Genomic DNA, 22,000 nt, shown 5'->3' with positions numbered 1-22,000 from the left:
CCACACAAGGGCCCAGGCCCCACCCCGATCACCGCCGGAGACCGCCATGACCCAGCCCCACGGCCCCACCGCCCTGCCCACCCTCCAGGGCCACGAAAAAGACCTGGGCGGCGGCTTCCTGGTGCGGCGCCTGCTGCCCCAAGCCCAGCGGCGTTCGGTGGGGCCTTTCGTGTTCTTCGACCACATGGGGCCGCTGGCCGGTGTGGGCCAGCGCGAGCACGACGTGCGACCGCACCCGCACATCGGCCTGGCCACGCTGACCTACCTGCTGGACGGCGCCATGCTGCACCGCGACAGCACCGGCGCGGTGCAGCGCATCGAACCCGGCGCCGTCAACCTGATGAGCGCCGGACGGGGCGTGGTGCACAGCGAGCGCACGCCCGACGATCTGCTGGGCCAGCCGGTGCACACCCACGGCCTGCAGCTGTGGCTGGCGCTGCCGCGCTCGCACGAAGAGGCCCCGGCGGCGTTCGAACACCTGCCGGCCGACCGCTTGCCGCTGGAGCAGCACGGGGGTGTCGGTGTCCGCGTGTTGGTGGGTGAAGCCTTCGGACAAGGCTCGCCGGTGGCCCTGCCCATGCAGACGCTGTACCTGGACCTGCGGCTGGCCCCAGGCGCCTCGCTGCGCGTGCCGCGCCTGGCCCCCGAAGTGGCGCTGTACGCGCCCACGTCGGCGTTCGTGGTCGATGGCCGGCCCGTGCCCGCGCGGGTGATGGCGCTGCCGGATGCGAACGGGTTCACCCTGAGCGCTCCCGCCGACGCCCCCGCCCAGGTGCTGCTGGTGGGCGGTGAACCGCCCGACGCGCCCCGTTACCTGTGGTGGAACTTCGTCTCCAGCCGGCGCGAGCGCATCGAACAAGCGGTGGCGGACTGGGAAGCCGGGCGCTTCCCCGCCGTGCCGGGTGACACCGAACGCATCCCGGCGCCGCCGTGGCGGCCCTTGAAAGCACCATGAAAAACGGCGCCCGGAGGCGCCGTTTTTATTGCGGGTTCACCGCCCGATCAGGCGTGACCGGCCTTGACCTTCAAACGCCAGGCGTGCAGCAGCGGCTCGGTGTAGCCGCTGGGCTGTGACTTGCCTTTGAACACCAGGTCCAGCGCCGCCTGGTAGGCGCCGCCGTTGGGGTTGGCCACCAGGGACTTGTAGGCCGGGTCACCGGCGTTCTGGCCGTCCACCTTGGCCGCCATGCGGGCGAAGGTGTCGCGCACCTGCTGCTCCGTCACCACGCCGTGGTGCAGCCAGTTGGCCACGTGCTGGCTGCTGATGCGCAACGTGGCGCGGTCTTCCATCAGGCCGATGTCGTTGATGTCGGGCACCTTGGAGCAGCCCACGCCCTGGTCCACCCAGCGCACCACGTAACCCAGGATGCCCTGGATGTTGTTGTCCAGCTCGGCCTGCTTTTCGGCGTCGGTCCAGTTGGGGGTGGCGGTCACGGGCACGGTCAGCAGGCCGGTGAGCAGGTTGTCGCGCTCGGCGTCGGCGTCGATCTTTTCCATCTCGATCTGGATGTCGGACACCTTGACCTGGTGGTAGTGCAGCGCGTGCAGCGTGGCACCGGTGGGGCTGGGCACCCAGGCGGTGTTGGCGCCGGCCTTGGGGTGGCCGATCTTCTGCTTGAGCATTTCGGCCATCAGGTCGGGCATGGCCCACATGCCTTTGCCGATCTGCGCCTTGCCGCGCAGGCCCAGGCCCAGGCCCACCAGCACGTTGTTGCGCTCGTAGCTCTGGATCCAGGCGCTGGTCTTCATGTCGCCCTTGCGCACCATGGGGCCGGCCAGCATGGCGGTGTGCATTTCGTCGCCGGTGCGGTCCAGGAAGCCGGTGTTGATGAAGGCCACGCGGCTGGCGGCCGCAGCAATGCAAGCCTTGAGGTTGACCGAGGTGCGGCGCTCCTCGTCCATGATGCCCAGCTTGACGGTGCTGTCGGGCAGGCCCAACAGCTGCTCCACGCGGCCGAACAGTTCGGCGGCGAAGGCCACTTCCTTGGGGCCGTGCATCTTGGGCTTGACGATGTAGACACTGCCGGTGCGGCTGTTGCGGATGCCGTTGGCGCCGTGGCCTTGCAGGTCGTGCAGGGCGATGGTGGTGGTCACGGCTGCGTCCAGGATGCCTTCCGGGATTTCCTTCACCGTGCCGTCGGCGGCGGTGTAGAGGATGGCCGGGTTGGTCATCAGGTGGCCGACGTTGCGCACGAACATCAGGCTACGGCCGTGCAGGCGGACTTCACCGCCGTTCGGTGCGGTGTAGAGGCGGTCGGGATTGAGGCCGCGCGTCATGACCTTGCCGCCCTTGTCGAAGGACTCGGTCAGCGTGCCCTTGAGGATGCCCAGCCAGTTGCTGTAGCCCAGGATTTTGTCGTCGGCGTCCACCGCGGCCACGGAGTCTTCCAGGTCGAGGATGGTGGACAGCGCGGCTTCCAGCACCACGTCGGCCACGCCGGCGGCGTCGCTGGCGCCGATGGCGGTGGCCTTGTTGAAGACGATGTCGATGTGGTTGCCGTTGTGCACCAGCAGCACCGAGGTGGGCGCGGCGGCCTCACCCTGGTAGCCCACCAGTTGCGCGGCGTCCTTCAGGCCGGTGGTGGCACCGCCCTGGAGGGTGACCTGCAGCGCACCGCCGGCGATGGCGTAGGCGGTGGCGTCGGCGTGCGAGCCGCTGGCCAGCGGCGCGGCCTGGTCCAGGAAGTCGCGGGCGAAGGCGATGACCTTGGCACCGCGCTTGGCGTTGTAGCCCGGACCTTTGGCGCAGCCGTCGGCTTCGGAAATGGCGTCGGTGCCGTAGAGCGCGTCGTACAGGCTGCCCCAGCGCGCGTTGGCGGCGTTGAGGGCGTAGCGCGCGTTCAGGATGGGCACCACCAGCTGCGGGCCGGCCTGCACGGCCAGTTCGGCGTCCACGTTGGCGGTGGTGGCCTGCACGCCGCTGGGCGCCGGCACCAGGTAACCGATGGTCTCCAGGAACTGGCGGTAGGCGGCCATGTTCTGGATCGGGCCGGGGTTGGCGCTGTGCCAGGTGTCCAGCTCGGTCTGCAGACGGTCGCGCTCGGCCAGCAGGGCGATGTTCTTGGGCGCCAGGTCGGCCACGATGGCGTCCAGGCCGGCCCACCAGCGGGCGGCTTCGACGCCGGTGCCGGGCAGCACCTGCTGGTTGACGAAATCGTACAGCGCGGTCGCGACTTGCAGGCGGCCAACGGCGGTGCGGGGCGTGGACATGGGCAAAACCTCCAGAGTTTGAAAACAGGCGGGCCCATCCAGGCCCATTCGATGCCTCTACTGTATGCCAGAGCGGTGCCCCGATTGGTGGCCGGTTTGCACACTGACTCACACCTTTTTTATAATTAATCCCGCAACTTCAAGCCACAAGAACACGCTCACAGGGTTTCAATCACCACCCGGACGGCAGGCGCATGGACAAACTCAAAGCGATGGAGACCTTCGTCTCGGTGGCCACCCGCGGCAGTCTGGCCGCGGCCGCCCGGGCCGAGGGCGTGGCACCGGCCATCGTCGGGCGCCGGCTGGACGCGCTGGAAGAACACCTGGGCGTCAAGCTGCTGGTGCGCACCACGCGGCGCATCACCCTCACGCACGAGGGCAGCGCCTTTCTGGAAGATTGCCAGCGCCTGCTGGCCGACCTGGCCAACGCCGAGGCCAGCGTCAGCGCCGGGGGCGTGAAGGCCAAGGGCCACCTGCGCATCACCGCGCCGGCCGGGTTTGGCCGCCGCCACGTCGCGCCGCTGGTGCCGCGCTTCCACGAACGGCACCCGGAGGTGACCGTCTCGCTCAACCTGAGCGACCGCGTCATCGACCTGGCCGCCGAAGGCTACGACTGCGCGGTGCGGGTGGGCGACCTGCCCGACTCGTCGCTGGTGAGCGTGCGCCTGGCCGACAACCGGCGCCTGTGCGTGGCCACGCCACGCTACCTGCGCCAGCACGGCCAGCCGCAGCACCCGCAGGACCTGGCCCGCTTCGACTGCCTGACGCTGTCCTCCGACGCCTCGCAGACCCGCGGCTGGGCCTTCCTGCTGCCGGCCGGCGAGGGCAAGGCCGGGGAGCTGATCCACCTGCGCCCGGGCGGCCCGTTGGACTGCTCGGACGGCCAGGTGCTGCACGAATGGTGCCTGGCCGGGCACGGCATCGCCTGGCGCAGCATCTGGGAGGTGGACAGCGACATCGCCGCCGGGCGGCTGCAAACGGTGCTGGACGCCTACGCCGCGCCGCCCAACGGCATTTACGCGGTGTTCCCGCAGCGCAAGCACCTGGCCTTGCGCGTGCGGCTGTGGATCGACTTCCTCAAGAGCCACTACAGCCAGCCGGATTTCTGGTCGCAACGGGCCTAGCCCCGGCCCGAACCTCCGAACGCCGGCCAGGTCGGGGCGGCCCCGGCCAGCAAACCGGCGTACAGATCGGGCCGCCGCCCAGACAGCAGCAGCGCCCGGTCCAGTACCGGTGGAGCGAGTTGCGCGCACAGCAACGCGGGGCCGCGCCCCGCCTGCGCCAGCACGCGGCCGTCGGGTCCCGCCACCGTGCTCAAGCCGCCATAGGCCAGACCGGCTTCTGCACCACAGGCGTTGGCGTAGGCCACATACAGGCGGTTTTCACACGCCCGGGCCGGCACCAACAGTTGCGGCACCTCGTCGAAGGTGGGCATGTTGGCGGTGGGCACCAGCACCGCGTCGGCGCCCTGCAGGGCGAGCAGGCGCACGGCCTCGGGAAATTCCACGTCATAGCAGATGAGCAGGCCCAGGCACCAGCCCCGGTACACGAACGTGGCGGGCGGCTGCGGGCCAGGGGTGAAACGGGCTGCGTCCACCGTGCCGAACAGGTGGGTCTTGCGGTAGTTGGCCATGGGCACGCCGTCGGGGCCCACCGCCTGCACCGCGTTGTAGGGGCGCTGCCCGGCGGCAGCCACTTCGGGGTAGCCGTAGACCAGCGCCAGGCCGTGGCGGCGGGCGATGGTGCCCACGGCACGGCGCCAAGGACCGTCGGCAGGCTGGGCCACGGCGCGCAGCCATTCGGGGTCGCGGTGGTAGCCGGTCAGCACCATTTCGGGTGTGATCAGCACATGCGCGCCCGCTGCGCTGGCCTGGGCGGCTGCGGCTTCGAGCCGCTCCAGCGCGTGCGCGGCCACCGGCTCCGGGGAGCCAGACGCAACCTCCATGTAAGGCGTTTGCCACAGTGCCACGGTCAGCGGCGCTTGCACACCCTCGCTGGCGTGGGCTGAAGGCGTGGTCTTGTGCACCATGTGCGCAGTATGTGCCGCCATGGCGCCGCCATCAATCCGGCAGGGCCACCGGCCCGATGTGCGGGTACAGCTCGCCCGGGCCGGGGTTGTCCGGCGCGCTGCCGCCGCCCAGGTGGCGCACGATGCCCCACACGGCGTTGAGCGAGGTCTGCACCGCGCCTTCCACCCAGGCAGGGGTGAAGGAAATGTCGTCCCCGGCCAGGAAGATGCCGCGCTCGGCGGCGGGCAGGCCGTCTTGCATGAAGTGGCCGTGCATGCGGTGGTTGTAGCGGTAGTGCCCCGGCAGTGCGCCCTTGAAGGCGCCGAGGAAATGGGGGTCGGCCTCCCACGACACGGTGATGGGGTCGCCGATGATGTGGCGGGCGATGTCCACGTCGGGGTAGATCTTCTTGAGCGCGGCCAGGGCGAGCTGCACCCGCTTTTCGGGCGATTGCGGCAGCATCTTGAGCGCGTCGCTCATCCACGCGTAGCTCAGGCAGATGACGCCGGGCTGGTCGGGGCCGTGGTCGAACAAGTAGGTGCCGCGCGTGAGCCGGTCGGTCAGCGTCATACTCATGCAGTCGCGGCCGGTGGCGGGGTCCACGTCTTTCCAGAAGGGGCGGTCCACCATCACGAAGGTCTTGGACGACTGCATGTATCGAGTGCGGTCCAGGGCCATCCACATCTTCTGCGAGAACAGGGCCTCGTCGCAGTCGATCTGCGTGGTGAGCAGCCAGCTCTGGCAGGTGACGAGCACGGCTTCGTAATGCCGCGTGCTGCCCCAGGCGTCGGTGAGGGCCAGGCGCCCGTCGGCGGCACGGGCAATGGCACGGACGCCGGGGCGGGGTGCGCCCTGGTGCAGGGCCGACAAGGTGGTGCCCACAGGCCAGTGGTGCAACTGCGCGGGCGCCTGGTGCCACAAGCCAAGCGGCACCTGCTGCGCGCCGCCCACGATGAGGTGCTGGTCCTCGTCGCAGCCGGTCAGCACCACGCGCAGGATCTCCAGCATGGTGTTGGGAAAGTCCGAGTCCCAACCGCCGGTGCCAAAGCCCACCTGGCCAAACACCTCGCGGTGGCGGAAGGACAGGCGCGCGAACGCGGGCGACTGGGCCACGAAGTCGTAGAAGGTGCGGTCGTCCCACAGGGGCACCAGGCGGTCCCACAGGGCCTTGAGACGCGGCACGTCGCGCTGGCGCAAGGCCTGTTGCAAATCACCAAAGCCTGCACCGGTTTCCAGGGCTTCAGCCCAGGCTTCGGCCACTTCTCGGAACAGCGGGGGCAGGTCGTCCAGGGTGCGGGCGTAGTGGGTCTGGCCTTCCAGGTCGATGACGGTGCTGCCCGCCGCCGGGGTGAGCGGGTTGGGGAAGGGCCGCGTCTGCAACCCCAGCTGGTGGACGTAATGGAAGAAAGCGGTGGACGAGCGCGGGAAGCGCATGCCGCCGAGTTCGGCCACCACGCCGCGCCCGCCCTCGAAGGCTTGCGAGCGCAGGCGCCCGCCCAGGCGCGAGGCCTCGTACACCACGGGCTTGAGGCCGAGCTTCATCAGCTCGAAGGCGGCCACCATGCCCGCCATGCCGCCACCGACGATGGCCACCTCGGTGCCCAGGCGGTGGGCAGGCAGCTGGCCCAGGCCGGCGGGCGAGGCCAGCCAATCGTCGTAGGCGAAGGGAAAGTCGGGGCCGAACAGGGTGACGGGTGCGTCGGCCGGACGCAGGGGACTCGCGGGGCTCATGCGTGTGCCTCCTCAGAACAGGCTGGCCAGCAGCGCCACCGCCGTGCCCCACATCATCAGGGCGACCAGGCCGTCCAGCGCGCGCCAGACGTGGAGCGAGTTCAGGCGCCGCCCCAGCCAGAACGCGGCCACGCCCAGCAGCGAGAACCAGACCAGGGAGCCGGCGGCCGCGCCCAGACCGAACACCGTGCTGCCTTGCCCGTAGGCCAGCGAGGCGGTGCCGATGAGCACGGCCGTGTCCAGCCAGGCGTGGGGGTTGAGCCAGGAAAACGCCAGGGCCGACAGCACGGCCTGGCGGCGGCTCACGGCGCCCAGCGCGGCCGTAGCGCCCGCGGTGTGCGCAGCGGCACTGGCGCCTTCGACCGCCACGGACAGCACCGGCGCCGACTGGCGGAAACGCTGAAACGCCTGCCAGCCGTACACCCCCAAAAACAGCACGCCCGCCCCCACCAGCGCGCCCTGCAGCTTGTCCGGCAGGCCGCCCAACTGGGCCAGGCCCAGCACGCCCAGACCGATCAGAAAAATGTCGGCCAGCGCGCACACCGCCACCGTCAGCACCAGGTGCTGGCGCTGCAGGCCCATGCGCAACACGTGGGCGTTCTGCGGGCCGATGGCCATGATGAGCGACAGGCTCAGCACCATGCCAGCGGTGAAGGTGGGGGCAGCGAGGGTCACAGGGTTCTCCGGAAACGGTCGTGTTCGATGGCGCCAGTGTGCCCACACCGCCCCAAAAATTAAACCTTGTTCATAAAATATCCCGTTGCTCAATTTTTATTTAAACCATGCTCGACCCCCGACAGCTCGAAGCCCTGGCCGCCGTGGTCGAACACGGCGGCTTCGGGCCGGCCGCCCGGGCCCTGTCCCTGACGCTGGCGGCCGTGTCCCTGCGCATCAAATCGCTGGAAACCGCGCTGGGCCAGCGCCTGCTGGTGCGCGGCAAGGCCGTGCGCGCCACGCCGGCCGGCCAGGCGCTGCTGGCCCACGCCAAGCAGGTGCAGTCGATGGAAGCCGACCTGCTCCAGGGCCTGGCGGGCGGAGCCGACGGGCACTGGCAAAGCCTGGCCGTGGCCATCAACGCCGACTCGGTGGCGAGCTGGTTCCTGCCCGGCGTGGCGCCGCTGCTGGCGCGGCACCGCCTGCTGCTCGACATCACCATCGACGACCAGGACCACACCCACGATGCGCTCAAGAGCGGCGCCGTCACCGGTTGCGTGACCACCCTGGCCACGGCGATGCGCGGCTGCGTCGCCGAGCCGCTGGGGGTGATGCGCTACCGCTGCGTCGCCACCGAGGCGGTGGCGCAACGCTGCCGCAGCGCCAGCGGGCGCGTGTCGCCGCACCGGCTGCTGGAATTGCCGGCGGTCATCTTCAACCGCAAGGACGCCCTGCAGGACGCCTTCCTGGCGCAGCACTTCGGCCTGCAGCAGGCGCATTACCCGCGGCACTTCGCGCCCGCCATCGACGCATTCGAGGCGGCCATCGAACTCGGCCTGGGCTGGGGCATGGTGCCCGAACAGCAGCTGATGCGGCGCCCCGGCCGGCCGGCGCTGGTGGAGGTGCTGCCCGGCGCGGCGGTGGACGTGGCGCTGTACTGGCAGCACTGGGCGCGCGAACCGCTGTCGGCGCAGCGGCTGACGGCGGCCGTCAAAGCGGCGGCGCAGGGCCATCTGGCGCCGATGCCGGACCCCGCCCCAACGGCCGACCGCTGAGCGGCCCGGCGCTCACTGCACGTCGAGCTTGACGTAACGCCCGTCGCGGATTTCGGTGAAGAAGACCTTGCGCGGGGTGTCGCCGTTGGCGTCGAAGGCGATGCGCTGCTGCAAGCCCTCGTAGGGGCCACTGCGCAAGGCCGCCTGCTGCAGCGTTTCGCCTTCGCGCTGCTGTTTGAGGGCGGTCAGCACCACGGTGGCCGCGTCGTAGGCCGACACCGAGCTGTACCCCGGCTGGCGCTGGAAGCGCTTGTAGTAGGCGTCGCTGAAGTCCTTGAAGCGCGCGCTGCCGTCGTCGCGGTCGTAGTTCTGCACGATCACCAGGCCCTGCACCACATCGCCGCCGAGTTCGATGAGCTGCTCGGTCGCGGCCCATTCGGCCGCGGCAATCGGCAGGGTCGGCCCCAGCTTGCGCGCCTGCTGCGCCAGCCGGGCCACGTCGAGCGCGCCCGCGACGAACAGCAAACCATCGGGCTGGGCCGCCTGCATGCGCCGCACCACGTCGGCGAAATCGGTTTGCTCACCGGACTCGTACGGCACCTCGACCGCCAAGGCCCCGCCGGCGGCGTTCACCGCAGCGCGGAACTCGCCCAGCCAGGACTCGGTGAAATTGCGGTTGCGCGTGTCGTAGGCCACCGCCACGCGCCGCTGGCCCAGCCGCTGCAGCACCCGGGCGTAATCGCGGGCGTTGTCGCGCGTGGTGCGGTTGATGCGGAACAGGTTGTCGGCCTTGCCGTAGAAGTCCATCGAAGTGATGGTGGGGCTGACCTGGAAAATGCCGGCCTGTCCGGTGATGGGCACGATCACCTTCGCCATGCTGCTGGTGAAGGGGCCGATCACCGCGGCCACCTTGGCGGCCACCAGGGCCTGGGCCGACTCGATCGCCACGTCCGGGCGCTGGGCGTCGTCCTTGGCCACCAGCTCGACCCGCCGGCCGTCCAGCCCGCCATTGCGGTTGAACTGCTCCACCGCCAGGATGACGCCGTTGAGCCCCGCCTGCCCGTTGTCGGCGTTGCGGTCGGTCAGGCCACCGATGAAACCGATCTGCACCGGCGGCTGGGGCCCACAGGCGCCCAGGGCCCCGGCCAGCAACACAGCGGAGAGGATGGGCAAGGGGCGCATGCGGGCATTTTCGCACAAGGTCCGGAGGTTTCGTTGCAATTAACGTCTTTATCAATCAAAGCCGCGCATATGGCCGCCAAAAATGTCAAAATCTGTTTGATGAATGTGCCACCGCCCCGTTCGCGTGTGGGTGCCGCGGTGCGGCGCCCGGGGGCGGTCTGGCTGGCCCGCTGGCGCCACAGCTGGACCCACTCCCTGCGTTTTCGCCTGCTGGCCCTGGGCCTGATGCCCCTGCTGGTGGCGTTTCCGGTGGTCATCGCCGTGCTGGTGCTGGTGGGCGGGGAACGCACCGACGCCCTGCTCACCGGCACCTTGCGCAGCCACCTGGCTGGCAGCCTCAACCACCTGGAGCAGACCAAGAGCGAAGCCCGGGTGCGGCTGACGCAACTGGTGCGCTCACAACGCCTGATCGACGCCCTCAGACAAGGCGCCCCGCGGCACGAGATCGACCCCTTGCTGCAGACCGCGGCCGAAGGCAGCGGCCTGGACTTTCTGGTGGCCGCCACCGCCGACGGCCGGGTCATCGCCTCCAGCCAGCCCGTGGCGGCCGGTGCCCGCCTGCCCGACACCTACGTGGTCCGGCAGGCCCGGCTGGGCGTGGCCAACGCCGCCTACGAACGCGTCGGTCTGGACGAGATCGGGGCCTTCGCCAGCGCCTTCCAGGACGTGCTGCGCCAGCACCCCGCCTCGGCGGCCGGGGCCCACCCCGCGGGGCTGCTCATCGGCGCGGCCGCGCACTTCCCCCTGACCGTGGGCATGCCCGACACGCTGCTGGTCGGGGGCGTGCTGCTCAACCACAACCTTTCGCTCATCGAGCACATGCGCGAGATCATTTTCCCGGTGGGCACCCTGCCCGACGGCAGCGAAGGCCTGCACACCCTGTTCCTGGGCGAGCAGGGCGTGGCCAGCAGCCACCCCCTGCACCCGGAACACCGGCACCTGCTGGCGGCCCCCGAGGTGGTCGCCGAAGTGCTGCAGCAAGGCCGTCCCTGGCTGGGCGTGCAGACCGTGGACGGGCACCCCTACCGCATCGGCTACGTTCCGCTGGCCGACGGCGACGGACGGCGCATCGGCATGGTCAGCGCCGGCTTCCCCGATGCACCCTACCAGCACATGGCCCTGGTGCTGCTCGGCACCGTTTCCGGCCTGCTGGCCCTGACGATGCTGGCCATTTCGGTGCTGTTCCTGCGCACCGGCCGCGAGATCGCCAACCGGCTGCACAAGGTGGAAGACACCATGAACCGCGTGCACCACGGCGAGCGGGCTGCGCGGGTGGCGCCGTCCCCGCTGCCCGACGAACTGGGCCGGCTGGGCCAAGCCTTCAACGACCTGCTCGACACCATCGACACCCAGGAAGCCCAGCAACGCGCCGCCCAGCAGATGGTGGAGTTGCGCACCACCGAGCTGGCCGCCGCCAACGCCGCCAAAAGCGAGTTCCTGGCCAACATGAGCCACGAAATCCGCACCCCCATGAACGCGGTGCTGGGCCTGACACAGCTGTTGCTGGACACCGAACTGAACGCCAAACAGCGCGACCACCTGGGCAAGGCCCACCAGGCGGCCGCGGCGCTGCTGGGCATCCTCAACGACGTGCTGGACTACGCCAAGATCGAAGCGGGGCAGTTGCGGGTCGAATCGGTCCCGCTGGCGCTGGACGAGGTGCTGACCCAGAGCCTGGACCTGTTCCAGGCCCGCGCCAGCGAAAAAGGCCTGCGTCTGCGCCTGCACCTGCCCACCGAGGTGCCGCGCCAGCTCGAAGGCGACCCGCTGCGCCTGGGCCAGGTGCTGACCAACCTGGTGGGCAACGCGGTCAAGTTCACCGAACGCGGCGGGGTGGACGTGGCGGTCACCTGCCTCGACCCCCACGCCGACCCCGTGCAGCTGCGGGTGTCGGTGCAGGACAGCGGCATCGGCATGACCGCCGAGCAGGCCGAGCGCGTGTTCGACGCCTTCATCCAGGCCGACGCCTCCACCACCCGCCGCTACGGCGGCACCGGCCTGGGCCTGAGCATCTGCAAACGGCTGGTCGGCCTGATGGGGGGCCAGATCGGTGTGCACAGCAGCCCCGGCCAAGGCAGCACCTTCTGGTTCACTGTGGCGCTGCGGCGCGGCACCGCCTCGGCCACGGCACACGCCCCCCGCCCACGCCGCGGCCAGGGCCTGGCGGAATTGGCCCGGCTGACCCGCCCCATCCACGGCGCCCTGGTGCTGCTGGTGGACGACAACGCCACCAACCTGCTGGTGGCCCAGGAATTCCTGGAAAAAATGGGGCTGCACGTGCAAACCGCGGACAGCGGCCGGGCCGCGGTGGACGCGGTCGCCCGTGGCGCCTTCGACGCCGTGCTGATGGACCTGCACATGAACGACATGGACGGCTTCGCCGCGGCCCGGGCGGTGCGCGCCCTGCCCCACGGCCGCCAGCTGCCCATCATCGCCCTGTCGGCCGCGGCCCTGCCGCGCGACGTGGCCGACAGCCACGCCGCCGGCATGGACGACCACCTGGCCAAGCCCATCGTCCCGCGCGCCCTGGCCGAGTGCCTGCTGCGCTGGATTCCCCCACACACCTTGCCGCCGTCGGGGCCCGACACCCTGTCCCCGACGGACGACCCGGCCCACCGCCCCTTCACCGTGCCAGGGCTGGACCTGGACAGCGCCGTGCAAGGCCTGGACCACGACTGGGACGCCCTGCGGCGCGTGCTGCGCAGCTTCCACCGCGACACCCTGCACGCCCCCGCCCAACTGACCCAGGCCCTGGCCCAGCACGCCTGGCCCGAGGCACACCGCATCGCCCACACCGTCAAAGGCCTGGCGCCGCTGATCGGGGCCACCCCCCTGCACCGGGCGGCCGAGGCCCTGGAACAGGCGCTGACCGAACAACGCACCGAACCGGCCCCCGGTTTCATCGCCCTGCTGCAGCAGACCCTCGACCGCCTGGCCCCGCTGGCCACCGACACCCCTGTGCCCCGCCCCGAGGTCGACCGCCCCACTCCACCGGTCGAGACCCTGACAACCGAGTTGCAGCAATTGGACGAGTGGCTGGCCAGCGGCAACAGCCGCGCCTTTGCCTTGAACCGCCAGCTGACCGCCGCCCTCCAGGGCACCGCCCTGCAAGCCCCTTATGCCCTCGTGGACCGGGCCATCGCCCGCTTCGACTTCAAAACCGCCCGCCAGTACCTGCAGCCCCTGAGGCCCGACGCCGCATGAACCCCGCCACGCCCCTCACCGCCGCCCCGCGTCCCAGCGTGTTCATCGTGGACGACACCGTGGCCAACATCCAGGTGCTCATCGACCTGCTGGAGCGCGACTGCGAACTGCGCTTCGCCACCTCCGGCCCCGAGGCGCTGCACCTGCTGCACCAGGGCCCCCTGCCCGACCTGCTCCTGCTCGACGTGATGATGCCCGACATGGACGGCCACCAAGTGCTCGCCGCGCTGCGGGCCGACCCGGCCACGCGCGCGCTGCCGGTGCTCTTCATCACCGCGCAGACCGACCCTGGGAGCGAATCGCGCGCCTTCGCCGCTGGCGCGGTGGACTTCATCCACAAACCCTTCAACCACGACGTGGTGCGGGCCCGCGTCCGTCTGCAACTGCAACTGCAGGCCGCCCACACCGAGCTGCAACGCCACCGCGACCACCTGGACGAACTGGTGCAGGCACGCACCCGCGAACTCGCCGCGGCGCGCGACGCGGCCGAAAGCGCCAACCGCGCCAAAAGCGCCTTCCTGGCCAACATGAGCCACGAATTGCGCACCCCGCTCAACCACATTCTGGGCTTTGCCAGCCTGCTGGAAGACCACATCCCCGACGCAGAAGGCCGGGAATTCCTGCGCGGCATGCAGGCGTCGGGCCAGCACCTGCTGGAGCTGGTCAAGCACGTGCTCGACCTGGCCCGGGCCGAGGGCGAGCAAATCGCCCTGGCCGACATCGACTTCGACCTGTCCCAGTGCCTGCGCCACACCCTGGACCAGGCCCGGCCCGCCGCCCAGGCCAAGGGCCTGGCGCTGCAATTGCACCTCGACCCAGACCTGCCCGTGCGCCTGCGGGGCGACCCGGTGCGGCTGGGCCAGGTGATCGGCGCGCTGCTGGACAACGCGGTCAAGTTCTCCGCACAAGGCGAGGTGTCGGTGCGCACACGGTTGCAGGCCCTGCACCCCCAGAGCGCGGTCCTGCGCATCGAGGTACAGGACCACGGCATGGGCGTGGCCCCCGAACTGCGCCAGCAACTGTTCGAGCGCTTCCACCAGGGCGACAACTCCCTGACCCGGGCCCACGGCGGCCTGGGCCTGGGCCTGGCCCTGAGCCAGCGCCTGGCCCGCCTGATGAATGGCCAGATCGACTGGGACAGCACCCCAGGCGCCGGCAGCACCTTCGCGCTGACACTGCGCCTGTCCCTGGCCCGTCCGGCCGCGCCCACCGAACCGCCCAACCCCCAGGCACCCAACGCCGAGCGGACCGAAGACACCGTCCGCTACCTGGACCACCTGCTGCGCGACGGCGACAGCCACGCCCTCGACCTGTGGCAGCAAGCGCGTGCCACCCTGGCCCCACGCCTGGGCGGCCGGGTGGAGGCCTTCGAACAAGCGCTGCACAACTACGACTTCGACACCGCGCTGCGGCAGCTGGACGTCCACGCCCCCCCGGCCACGCCGCCGAGCGCCGGCGCCTAAAATCCCACCCCATGCTCTCCGTCAAACACGAACTGCTCGCCGCCTTGGCCGCCGAGCTGGAAACCCTCTCTCCCGGCGCCGGCAGCAAGGCCGCGTTCGAAAACCCCAAGCAGGCCGCGCACGGCGATTTCGCCTGCACCGCCGCCATGCAGCTGGCCAAGCCGCTCAAGGCCAACCCGCGCCAGTTGGCCCAACAACTGGTCGATGCCCTGCAAGCCACCCCCGCCTTCCAGCGCTGGGTGGACGCGCTCGACATCGCCGGCCCCGGCTTCCTGAACATCAAGCTCAAGCCCGCCGCCAAGCAGCAGGTGGTGCGCGAGGTGCTGGCCGCCGGCACCGCTTTCGGCCAACAACCCGATAACGGCGAGCGCGTGCTGGTCGAATTCGTGTCCGCCAACCCCACCGGTCCGCTGCACGTGGGCCACGGCCGCCAGGCCGCGCTGGGCGACGCCATCTGCAACCTGTTCGAGACCCAGGGCTGGAATGTTCACCGCGAGTTCTATTACAACGACGCGGGCGTGCAGATCGAAACCCTGGCCAACTCCACCCAGCTGCGCGCCAAAGGCTTCAAACCCGGTGACGCCGAGTGGCCCGAGGCTGCCTACAACGGCGACTACATCCAGGACATTGCCAACGACTTCCTGGCCCAGCAAACGGTGAAGGCCGACGACCGGGAATTTACCGCCAGCGGCGACGTGAATGACCTCGACGGCATCCGCCAGTTCGCCGTGGCCTACCTGCGCCACGAGCAGGACCTGGACCTGCAAGCCTTCCAGGTGAAGTTTGACCAGTACTACCTGGAGTCCAGCCTGTACACCAGCGGCCGCGTGGCCAATGCGGTGCAAAAGCTGATCGACGCCGGAAAAACCTACGAGCAGGACGGCGCGCTGTGGCTCAAGTCCACCGACTACGGCGACGACAAAGACCGCGTCATGCGCAAGAGCGACGGCGGCTACACCTACTTCGTGCCCGACGTGGCCTACCACATCACCAAGTGGGAACGCGGCTTCAGCAAGGTCATCAACATCCAGGGCACCGACCACCACGGCACCATCGCCCGGGTGCGCGCCGGCCTGCAGGCCGCCGGCGTGGGCATCCCCCAGGGCTACCCCGACTACGTGCTGCACACCATGGTGCGCGTGGTGCGCGGCGGCGAAGAAGTGAAGATTTCCAAGCGCGCGGGCAGTTACGTGACCCTGCGCGACCTGATCGAGTGGACCAGCGCCGACGCCGTGCGCTTCTTCCTGCTGTCGCGCAAGCCCGACACCGAATACACCTTCGACGTGGACCTGGCCATCCAGCAGAACAACGACAACCCGGTGTTCTACGTGCAGTACGCCCACGCGCGCATCTGCTCGGTGCTGGCCAGTTGGGGCGGCGACCGCGCCAGCCTGCAAGACGTGGACCTGTCCGCACTCGAAGGCCCGCAGGCCCAGGCCCTGATGCTGCTGCTGGCCAAGTACCCCGAGATGCTGAGCGCCGCCGCGGCCGACTTCGCCCCGCACGACGTCACCTTCTACCTGCGCGAACTGGCCGCGGCCTACCACAGCTACTACGACGCCGAGCGCATCCTGGTGGACGACGAGGCCGTCAAACGCGCCCGCCTGGCGCTGGTCGCCGCCACCGCGCAGGTGCTGCACAATGGCCTGGCCGTGCTCGGTGTGAGCGCGCCACAGAAGATGTGAACGGAACCCCTCTCATGAAATTGCAACAGGGCGGCACGCTCGCCGGATTCATCATCGGCCTGCTGGTGGGCCTGGGCGCGGCCCTGGCCGTGGCGGTCTACGTGACCAAGGTGCCGGTGCCGCTGGTGGACCGCGGCGTGCAGCGCAAGCCGGGCCAGGACGCGATCGAGGCCGAACGCAACAAGGACTGGAACCCGAACGTCGGACTGAGCCCCAAGCCCGCGCCCCTGGGCATGCCGCCGGCCGCGGCGCCCAGCGCCCCCCCGGCCGAACCGGCCGCCAGCCCCACCCCGCCGGCGGCCCCCACGGCTGCGCCGGCGCAGGCCCCCGCCAAGGCCGACCCCCTGGGCGAACTGATCCAGCAACGCACCACCGGCCCCGGCCCGGTGGCGGCGGTCGAAACCGCCCCGGCCGCGGACCCGTTCAACTACTTCGTCCAGGTCGGGGCCTTCCGCGGCAAGGACGAGGCCGAGTCGCAACGCGCCCGCCTGGCCATGCTGGGTTTTAATGTGCAGGTCAGCGAGCGCGAGCAGGCCGGCCGACCGGTGTTCCGCGTGCGCCTGGGCCCCTTCGGCAACAAGGCCGATGCCGAGGCCCAGCAGGAGCGCCTCAAGGCTCAGAACATCGAGACCGCGCTGGTCCGCGTGCAGCGCTGAGCCCCGGCCCGGTGCTCACCCTTCGTGTCCCGCCGGAACTTTTGCCGCCGCCACCGCCCCAACCTTCAGGCCGGGCCCGCCGGGTCTGGCCCCTGCCCCCTGGAGTGACCCCCACATGCAAAGACGAGACTTTTCCCGCACCGTGCTGGGCCTGAGCGCCGCCACCACCCTGGGCGCCTGGCTGCCCGGCACCGCCCTGGCCCAGGCCGCTGGCCTGCGCGAAGGCAGCGACTACCGCCGCCTGGGCAAGCCCGCGCCGGTGGACGCCCCCGCCGGCAAGGTCGAAGTGATCGAATTCTTCGCCTACACCTGCATCCACTGCTACAACTTCGAACCGGCCTTCAAAGACTGGATGAAGACGGTGCCGGCCCACGTGGTGGTCAAACGCTCCCCGGTGGGCTTCAACGCCTCGTTCGAGCCGCTGCAGAAGCTCTACTTCGCCCTGGAGGCCCTGGGCCAGCTCGACGCCCTGCACGACAAGGTGTTCAAGGCCATCCACCAGGACCGCGTGCGCCTGAACAACGCCGACGCCATCGTCGCCTGGGCCGCCGCCCAGGGGCTGGACAAGGCCCAGTTCGCCCAGACCCTGAACTCCTTCGGCGTGGCCGGCAAAGTCAAGCGCGCCAACCAGTTGCAGGACGCCTACGAGGTGGAGGCCACGCCTTCGCTCGGCGTGGCCGGGCGCTTCTACGTACCGGGCCAGGCCGCCCGCACCCTGACCGTGGCCAACGCCCTGATCCAGGAAGCGCGCAAGGGCTGAAACCCGCCGCCCCACCACCCCCGCCCCTGCGGGCCGGGGCGGGCACTGTGGCTACAATCGGCACAACGCAAATGCAATTTTCGTGCCGATCATGACCTCCTTCCCACCACGCCATCCCCGGGCCCTGCGCGCCGCGCTGCTCGTCGCTGTCTGGGCGGGTGTGCTGTCCACCCCGGCACTGGCCGAGCGCGCCGACCGCCTGCAACCCATGAACATCGAGGCCGACGCGCTGCGCTACGACGACGCGCGCCAGACCAGCGTGTTCACCGGCAACGTGGTCATCACCAAAGGCACCATCGTCATCCGCGGCCAGCAGGTGGACGTGCGCCAGGACCCGCAAGGCCACCAGTTCGGCACCGTAGTCGCGCGCGAGGGCCAGCGCGCCTTCTTCCGCCAGAAGCGCGAAGGGCTGGAAGAATTCATCGAAGGCGAAGCCCTGCGCATCGACTACGACAGCCAGGCCGACACGGTGAAGTTCGTCGGTCAGGCCGAGCTGCGCCGCTACCGGGGCGCCACCCTGAACGACCGCACCAGCGGCAGCACCATCCTCTACGACAACCGCACCGAGGTGTTCACGGTCGACGGCACCACCCCCAACCGCACCGCCGACAACCCCAGCGGCCGGGTGCGCGCCATGCTCACGCCCAACCCCGGCACGGCCACCCCGCCGGGCGCCGGCACGCCACCGCCTTCGCTGCAGTCCAGCCCGCGACTGGAGCCGCGCCGGTGACCCAGCCGAGTTCAACGGGCAGTTGCCTGCAGGTGCGCGGCCTGCAGAAAAGCTACGGCCGCCGCCCGGTGGTCAAGGACGTGTCGCTGACCGTGCACAGCGGCGAGGTGGTCGGTCTGCTCGGCCCCAACGGCGCCGGCAAGACCACCTCGTTCTACGCCATCGTCGGCCTGGTGCGCGCCGACGCCGGCACCATCACCCTGGACGGTCAGCCCATCCACGAGCTGCCCATCCACCGCCGCGCCCGCATGGGCCTGGGCTACCTGCCGCAGGAAGCCTCGATCTTCCGCAAACTCACGGTGGAGCAGAACGTGCGCGCCGTGCTGGAGCTGCAGCACGACGCCGCCGGCCGCCCCCTGCCCAAGGCCGAGATCGAACAGCGCCTGACCGGCCTGCTGGAAGACCTGCACGTGCAGCACCTGCGCCATTCGCCGGCACCGGCCCTGTCCGGTGGCGAGCGCCGCCGCGTCGAGATCGCCCGCGCCCTGGCCACACGCCCGCGCTTCGTGCTGCTGGACGAGCCCTTCGCCGGCATCGACCCGATCGCCGTCATCGAGATCCAGCGCATCATCGGCTTCCTCAAGTCGCGCGGCATCGGCGTGCTCATCACCGACCACAACGTGCGCGAAACCCTGGGCATCTGCGACCACGCCTGCATCATCAGCGACGGCCGCGTGCTGGCCCAGGGCACCCCGTCCGAGATCGTGGAGAACGCCGACGTGCGCCGGGTCTACCTCGGCGAACACTTCCGCATGTGAGGCCGGGCGCATGAAGCAAGGCCTGTCGCTCCGCGTCTCGCAGCACCTGGCGCTCACGCCGCAGCTGCAGCAGTCCATCCGCCTGCTGCAACTGAGCACGCTGGAGATGGCGCAGGAAGTCGAGCAGATGCTCGACGACAACCCCTTTCTGGAACGCGAGCAGGAAGCCGCCGAGCGCGAAGATTTCGGCCTGGCCCAGGCCGACGCCCCGGTGAGCCTGGGCGACCAGGTGAGCGAATGGGCCGGTGACACCCCCGCCCCGCGCGAGCGCAGCGCCGACACCCCGGCCGACACCGGCGACGGCGTTGCCAGCGCCGAGGGCAGTGAAGACGGCGCCCCGGTCGACCAGAACTGGGACGGCGACGGCACCCTGGACCTGCGCCCCGACGACAGCGAATGGGGCGGCGACGCCCCGCCGCGCCACGGGGCCCCCGATGACGAGACCGCCAGCGCCGCCGACCTGGCCAGCGAACACGTCAGCCTGGCCGCCCACCTGCACGAACAGGCCCTGGCGCTGCGCCTGAACGACGACGAGCGCGCCGCGCTCTACTTCCTGATTGAATCGCTCAACGACGACGGCTACCTCGCCGACCCCCTGCCCGAGCTGGCCGAAGCCATTCTGGGCCAGGAGGAACAGGCCCGCGGCCGGGCCCTGTTCGGCGACGAACGCCTCGCCCGCGCCGAGGAGCTGCAGCAGCTGCTGCAGACCGCACTGCACTGGCTGCAGCACATGGAGCCGGCCGGCGTGGGCGCGCGCCACCTCGCCGAATGCCTGACGCTGCAGATCCTGGAGCTGCGCAACAGCCCCGAGGCCCGCACCGCCCTGGCGATCTGCCAGCAGCCGCTGGAACTGATGGCCAAGCGCGACGTCAAGCGCCTGGCCGCGCTGTGCGGCGGCAGCGACGAACTCGTCAAACAGGCGCTGGCCCTGATCGCCCAGCTCGAGCCCAAACCCGGCCGGCGCTTTGCCAACGTGGAACGCAACGTGGTGGTGCCCGACGTCATCGTCACGGCCCAGGGCCGCGGCTTCAAGGTGCAGCTCAACCCCGAGGTGATGCCGCGCCTGCGGGTGCAGGACGTCTACGCCAACGCCATGCGCGGCCACAAGGGCGACAGCGCCCAGGGCATGCAGCAACGGCTGCAGGAGGCGCGCTGGTTCATCAAGAACATCCAGCAGCGCTTCGACACCATCCTGCGCGTGGCCAGCGCCATCGTCGAACGCCAGCGCAGCTTCTTTTTGCACGGCGAACTGGCCATGCGCCCGCTGGTGCTGCGTGAAATTGCCGACGAACTCGGGCTGCACGAATCCACCATCAGCCGCGTGACCACCGCCAAGTACATGGCCACGCCCTACGGCACCTTCGAGCTGAAGTACTTCTTCGGCTCGGCCCTGGGCACCGAAACCGGCGGCAACGCGTCGAGCACCGCGGTGCGCGCGCTGATCAAGCAGTTCGTGGGCAGCGAAGACAGCAAAAAACCCTTGAGCGACAACCAGATCTCCGACATGCTCAAGGAACAGGGCATCGAGTGCGCGCGCCGCACCGTGGCCAAATACCGCGAGTCGCTGCGCATCGCACCGGCCAACCTGCGCAAGGCCCTGTGACCCCCGGGCGCGCCGCCCGCGCCCCCACCCGACCCGAAAGTCCGCCATGAACGCCCTGACCCTGTTCCTGCCCTGCGCCGCCGGCGTGGAAACCTACCTGGCCGACGAGGTGCAACGCATCACCGGCGTGCCCGCGGGCGAGCTGCGCGTGGGCCGTGCCGGCGTCGAGCTGCCCGGCAGCTGGCGCCAGGCGCTGCAACTCAATTTGCACAGCCGCCTGGCACAGCGCGTGCTGGTGCGCCTGGCGCGCCAGCCCTACCGCAGCGAAGACGACATCTACCGCGCCGCCGCCGGCGTCGCCTGGGAAATCTGGTTCACGCCACGCCAGACCCTCAAGGTCGAGATCACCGCCCAGCACAGCCCGTTGAAAAGCCTGAACTTCGCCGCGCTGCGCGTGAAAGACGCCATTTGCGACCGCCTGCGCGACAAGCGCGGTGAACGCCCCAGCATCGACACCGCCCGGCCCGACGTGCGCGTGTTCGCCCACCTGACGCAGGACGAGGTGTCGGTCTACATCGACACCTCGGGCGAACCGCTGTTCAAACGCGGCTGGCGCGAGGACAAGGGCGACGCCCCGCTGAAGGAAACCCTGGCCGCGGCCATGATCGCCGCCACCGGCTGGACCGGCTGGGACGAGGCCGGCCAACCGGTGCCGCTGTACGACCCTTGCTGCGGCAGCGGCACGGTGCTGATCGAAGCCGCCCAGGTGGCACTGAACCTGGCCCCGGGCCGGCAGCGCCGATTCGCCTTCGAAAAACTGCTGCCACACCAGCCCCACGTCTGGCAGGCGCTCAAACAGGAAGCGCAGGCCGCCGAACGGCCCCTGCCGCGCGGCACGCCCGCCTTCATCTTCGGCAGCGACGTCGCCTTCCGCATGGTCGACTTCGCCCGCCGCAACGCCGAACGCGCCGGCGTGATGCAGGCCTTGGAACTGCGCGGCGGCGATGCCTTGCAACGCATGCCCCCCACGCCTCAACCCGGGGTGATGCTGCTCAACCCGCCCTATGGCGAGCGCATCGCCGCCGCCGGCGTGGCCGGCCAGCGCGCCGCCACCCGCGCCCGCGAAACCGCCCAGTTCGCCGAGGGCGGCGAGAACACCGACTTCTTCGCCCAGCTGGCCGCCCACTGGAAAAAGCACTACGCCGGCTGGTCGGCCTGGCTGCTCACCCCCGACCTGAAACTGCCCAGCCAGATGCGCTTCAAGGAATCGCGCCGGGTGCCGCTGTGGAACGGCCCGATCGAATGCCGCCTGTTCCGCTTCGACCTGCTGGCCGGTTCGGCACGCGGGCCCAAGCCGGGCGCGGGCAGCGTCCCCCCCGCCCACCCCCCGGCCGATCCCCGCCCGGCCCCGTGACCCCCG

At 70.3% G+C, this 22,000-nt stretch carries 17 protein-coding genes; 12 read left to right on the top strand and 5 right to left on the bottom strand.

The genetic code is table 11. The features are described from left to right. The first annotated feature begins 46 nt into the window (after positions 1-46). Positions 47-955, top strand: a complete 909-nt coding sequence (locus CON77_RS06235) for a pirin family protein (RefSeq protein ID WP_101048270.1) — start codon at positions 47-49, stop codon at positions 953-955. A gap of 47 nt (positions 956-1,002) precedes the next feature. Here the strand turns inward: CON77_RS06235 and CON77_RS06230 are convergent, their stop codons facing one another. Then, a complete protein-coding gene (locus tag CON77_RS06230; protein ID WP_101048269.1) occupies positions 1,003-3,210 on the bottom strand; it encodes a malate synthase G in 2,208 nt (735 codons plus the stop codon). 194 nt (positions 3,211-3,404) lie between these two features. Between CON77_RS06230 and CON77_RS06225 the strand changes: the two genes are divergently transcribed. Beyond that, on the top strand, positions 3,405-4,334 hold the full coding sequence (locus CON77_RS06225) for a LysR family transcriptional regulator (protein ID WP_101048268.1): 930 nt from the start codon (positions 3,405-3,407) through the stop codon (positions 4,332-4,334). Here CON77_RS06225 and CON77_RS06220 read toward each other — a convergent pair. The 3 genes from CON77_RS06220 to CON77_RS06210 are packed head-to-tail and all read right to left on the bottom strand — an operon-like array spanning position 4,331 to position 7,625. Continuing rightward, complete coding sequence (locus CON77_RS06220; protein WP_101048267.1) at positions 4,331-5,239, bottom strand: carbon-nitrogen hydrolase family protein; 909 nt, start codon at positions 5,237-5,239, stop codon at positions 4,331-4,333. The genes CON77_RS06225 and CON77_RS06220 overlap by 4 nt on opposite strands. Before the next feature lie 31 nt (positions 5,240-5,270). Beyond that, positions 5,271-6,950, bottom strand: coding sequence for a flavin monoamine oxidase family protein (locus CON77_RS06215; RefSeq protein ID WP_101048266.1), 1,680 nt, complete (start codon positions 6,948-6,950; stop codon positions 5,271-5,273). Between the two features lie 12 nt (positions 6,951-6,962). Continuing rightward, the gene (locus CON77_RS06210) at positions 6,963-7,625 is read right to left on the bottom strand and encodes a LysE/ArgO family amino acid transporter (protein ID WP_232788424.1); all 663 of its coding nucleotides are present in this window, start codon (positions 7,623-7,625) and stop codon (positions 6,963-6,965) included. Between the two features lie 107 nt (positions 7,626-7,732). Here CON77_RS06210 and CON77_RS06205 point away from each other — a divergent pair, with 107 nt between their 5' ends. Continuing rightward, entirely contained in the window at positions 7,733-8,659 is a 927-nt protein-coding gene (locus CON77_RS06205) for an HTH-type transcriptional regulator ArgP (protein WP_101048265.1), read from the top strand. A gap of 12 nt (positions 8,660-8,671) precedes the next feature. Here CON77_RS06205 and CON77_RS06200 read toward each other — a convergent pair whose 3' ends face one another. After that, entirely contained in the window at positions 8,672-9,781 is a 1,110-nt protein-coding gene (locus tag CON77_RS06200; RefSeq protein ID WP_101048264.1) for an ABC transporter substrate-binding protein, read from the bottom strand. Positions 9,782-9,880: 99 nt separating this feature from the next. Between CON77_RS06200 and CON77_RS06195 the strand changes: the two genes are divergently transcribed. The 9 genes from CON77_RS06195 (at position 9,881) to CON77_RS06155 (ending at position 21,994) form a co-directional block, all read left to right on the top strand. Continuing rightward, positions 9,881-12,985: an ATP-binding protein gene (locus CON77_RS06195; protein WP_157826854.1), complete on the top strand. Its 3,105-nt coding sequence runs from the start codon at positions 9,881-9,883 to the stop codon at positions 12,983-12,985. Then, complete coding sequence (locus tag CON77_RS06190; RefSeq protein ID WP_101048262.1) at positions 12,982-14,448, top strand: hybrid sensor histidine kinase/response regulator; 1,467 nt, start codon at positions 12,982-12,984, stop codon at positions 14,446-14,448. The genes CON77_RS06195 and CON77_RS06190 overlap by 4 nt, the downstream gene beginning before the upstream one ends. A gap of 11 nt (positions 14,449-14,459) precedes the next feature. Next, the gene (argS, locus tag CON77_RS06185; protein WP_101048261.1) at positions 14,460-16,133 is read left to right on the top strand and encodes an arginine--tRNA ligase; all 1,674 of its coding nucleotides are present in this window, start codon (positions 14,460-14,462) and stop codon (positions 16,131-16,133) included. A 14-nt stretch (positions 16,134-16,147) separates the two neighbouring features. Beyond that, positions 16,148-16,789: an SPOR domain-containing protein gene (locus CON77_RS06180; RefSeq protein WP_101048260.1), complete on the top strand. Its 642-nt coding sequence runs from the start codon at positions 16,148-16,150 to the stop codon at positions 16,787-16,789. 115 nt (positions 16,790-16,904) lie between these two features. Then, positions 16,905-17,549: a thiol:disulfide interchange protein DsbA/DsbL gene (locus CON77_RS06175; RefSeq protein ID WP_101048259.1), complete on the top strand. Its 645-nt coding sequence runs from the start codon at positions 16,905-16,907 to the stop codon at positions 17,547-17,549. A gap of 91 nt (positions 17,550-17,640) precedes the next feature. Continuing rightward, positions 17,641-18,279 (top strand): lipopolysaccharide transport periplasmic protein LptA, encoded by a 639-nt coding sequence (gene lptA / locus CON77_RS06170; protein ID WP_101048258.1) that lies wholly within the window; start codon positions 17,641-17,643, stop codon positions 18,277-18,279. After that, positions 18,276-19,037: an LPS export ABC transporter ATP-binding protein gene (lptB, locus tag CON77_RS06165; protein WP_101048257.1), complete on the top strand. Its 762-nt coding sequence runs from the start codon at positions 18,276-18,278 to the stop codon at positions 19,035-19,037. Before lptA ends, lptB begins: the two co-directional genes overlap by 4 nt. A gap of 10 nt (positions 19,038-19,047) precedes the next feature. After that, positions 19,048-20,640, top strand: a complete 1,593-nt coding sequence (gene rpoN / locus CON77_RS06160) for an RNA polymerase factor sigma-54 (RefSeq protein WP_101048256.1) — start codon at positions 19,048-19,050, stop codon at positions 20,638-20,640. A 46-nt stretch (positions 20,641-20,686) separates the two neighbouring features. Beyond that, entirely contained in the window at positions 20,687-21,994 is a 1,308-nt protein-coding gene (locus CON77_RS06155; protein ID WP_101048255.1) for a THUMP domain-containing class I SAM-dependent RNA methyltransferase, read from the top strand. The last annotated feature ends 6 nt before the right edge of the window (positions 21,995-22,000 follow it).

The sequence above is a fragment of the Macromonas nakdongensis genome (genome assembly GCF_002837145.1).
Classification (GTDB): Bacteria; Pseudomonadota; Gammaproteobacteria; order Burkholderiales; family Burkholderiaceae_C; genus Macromonas_B; species Macromonas_B nakdongensis.
The sequence above is the reverse complement of the archived record's forward strand: the minus strand, read 5'-3'. Positions and strand labels throughout refer to the sequence as shown.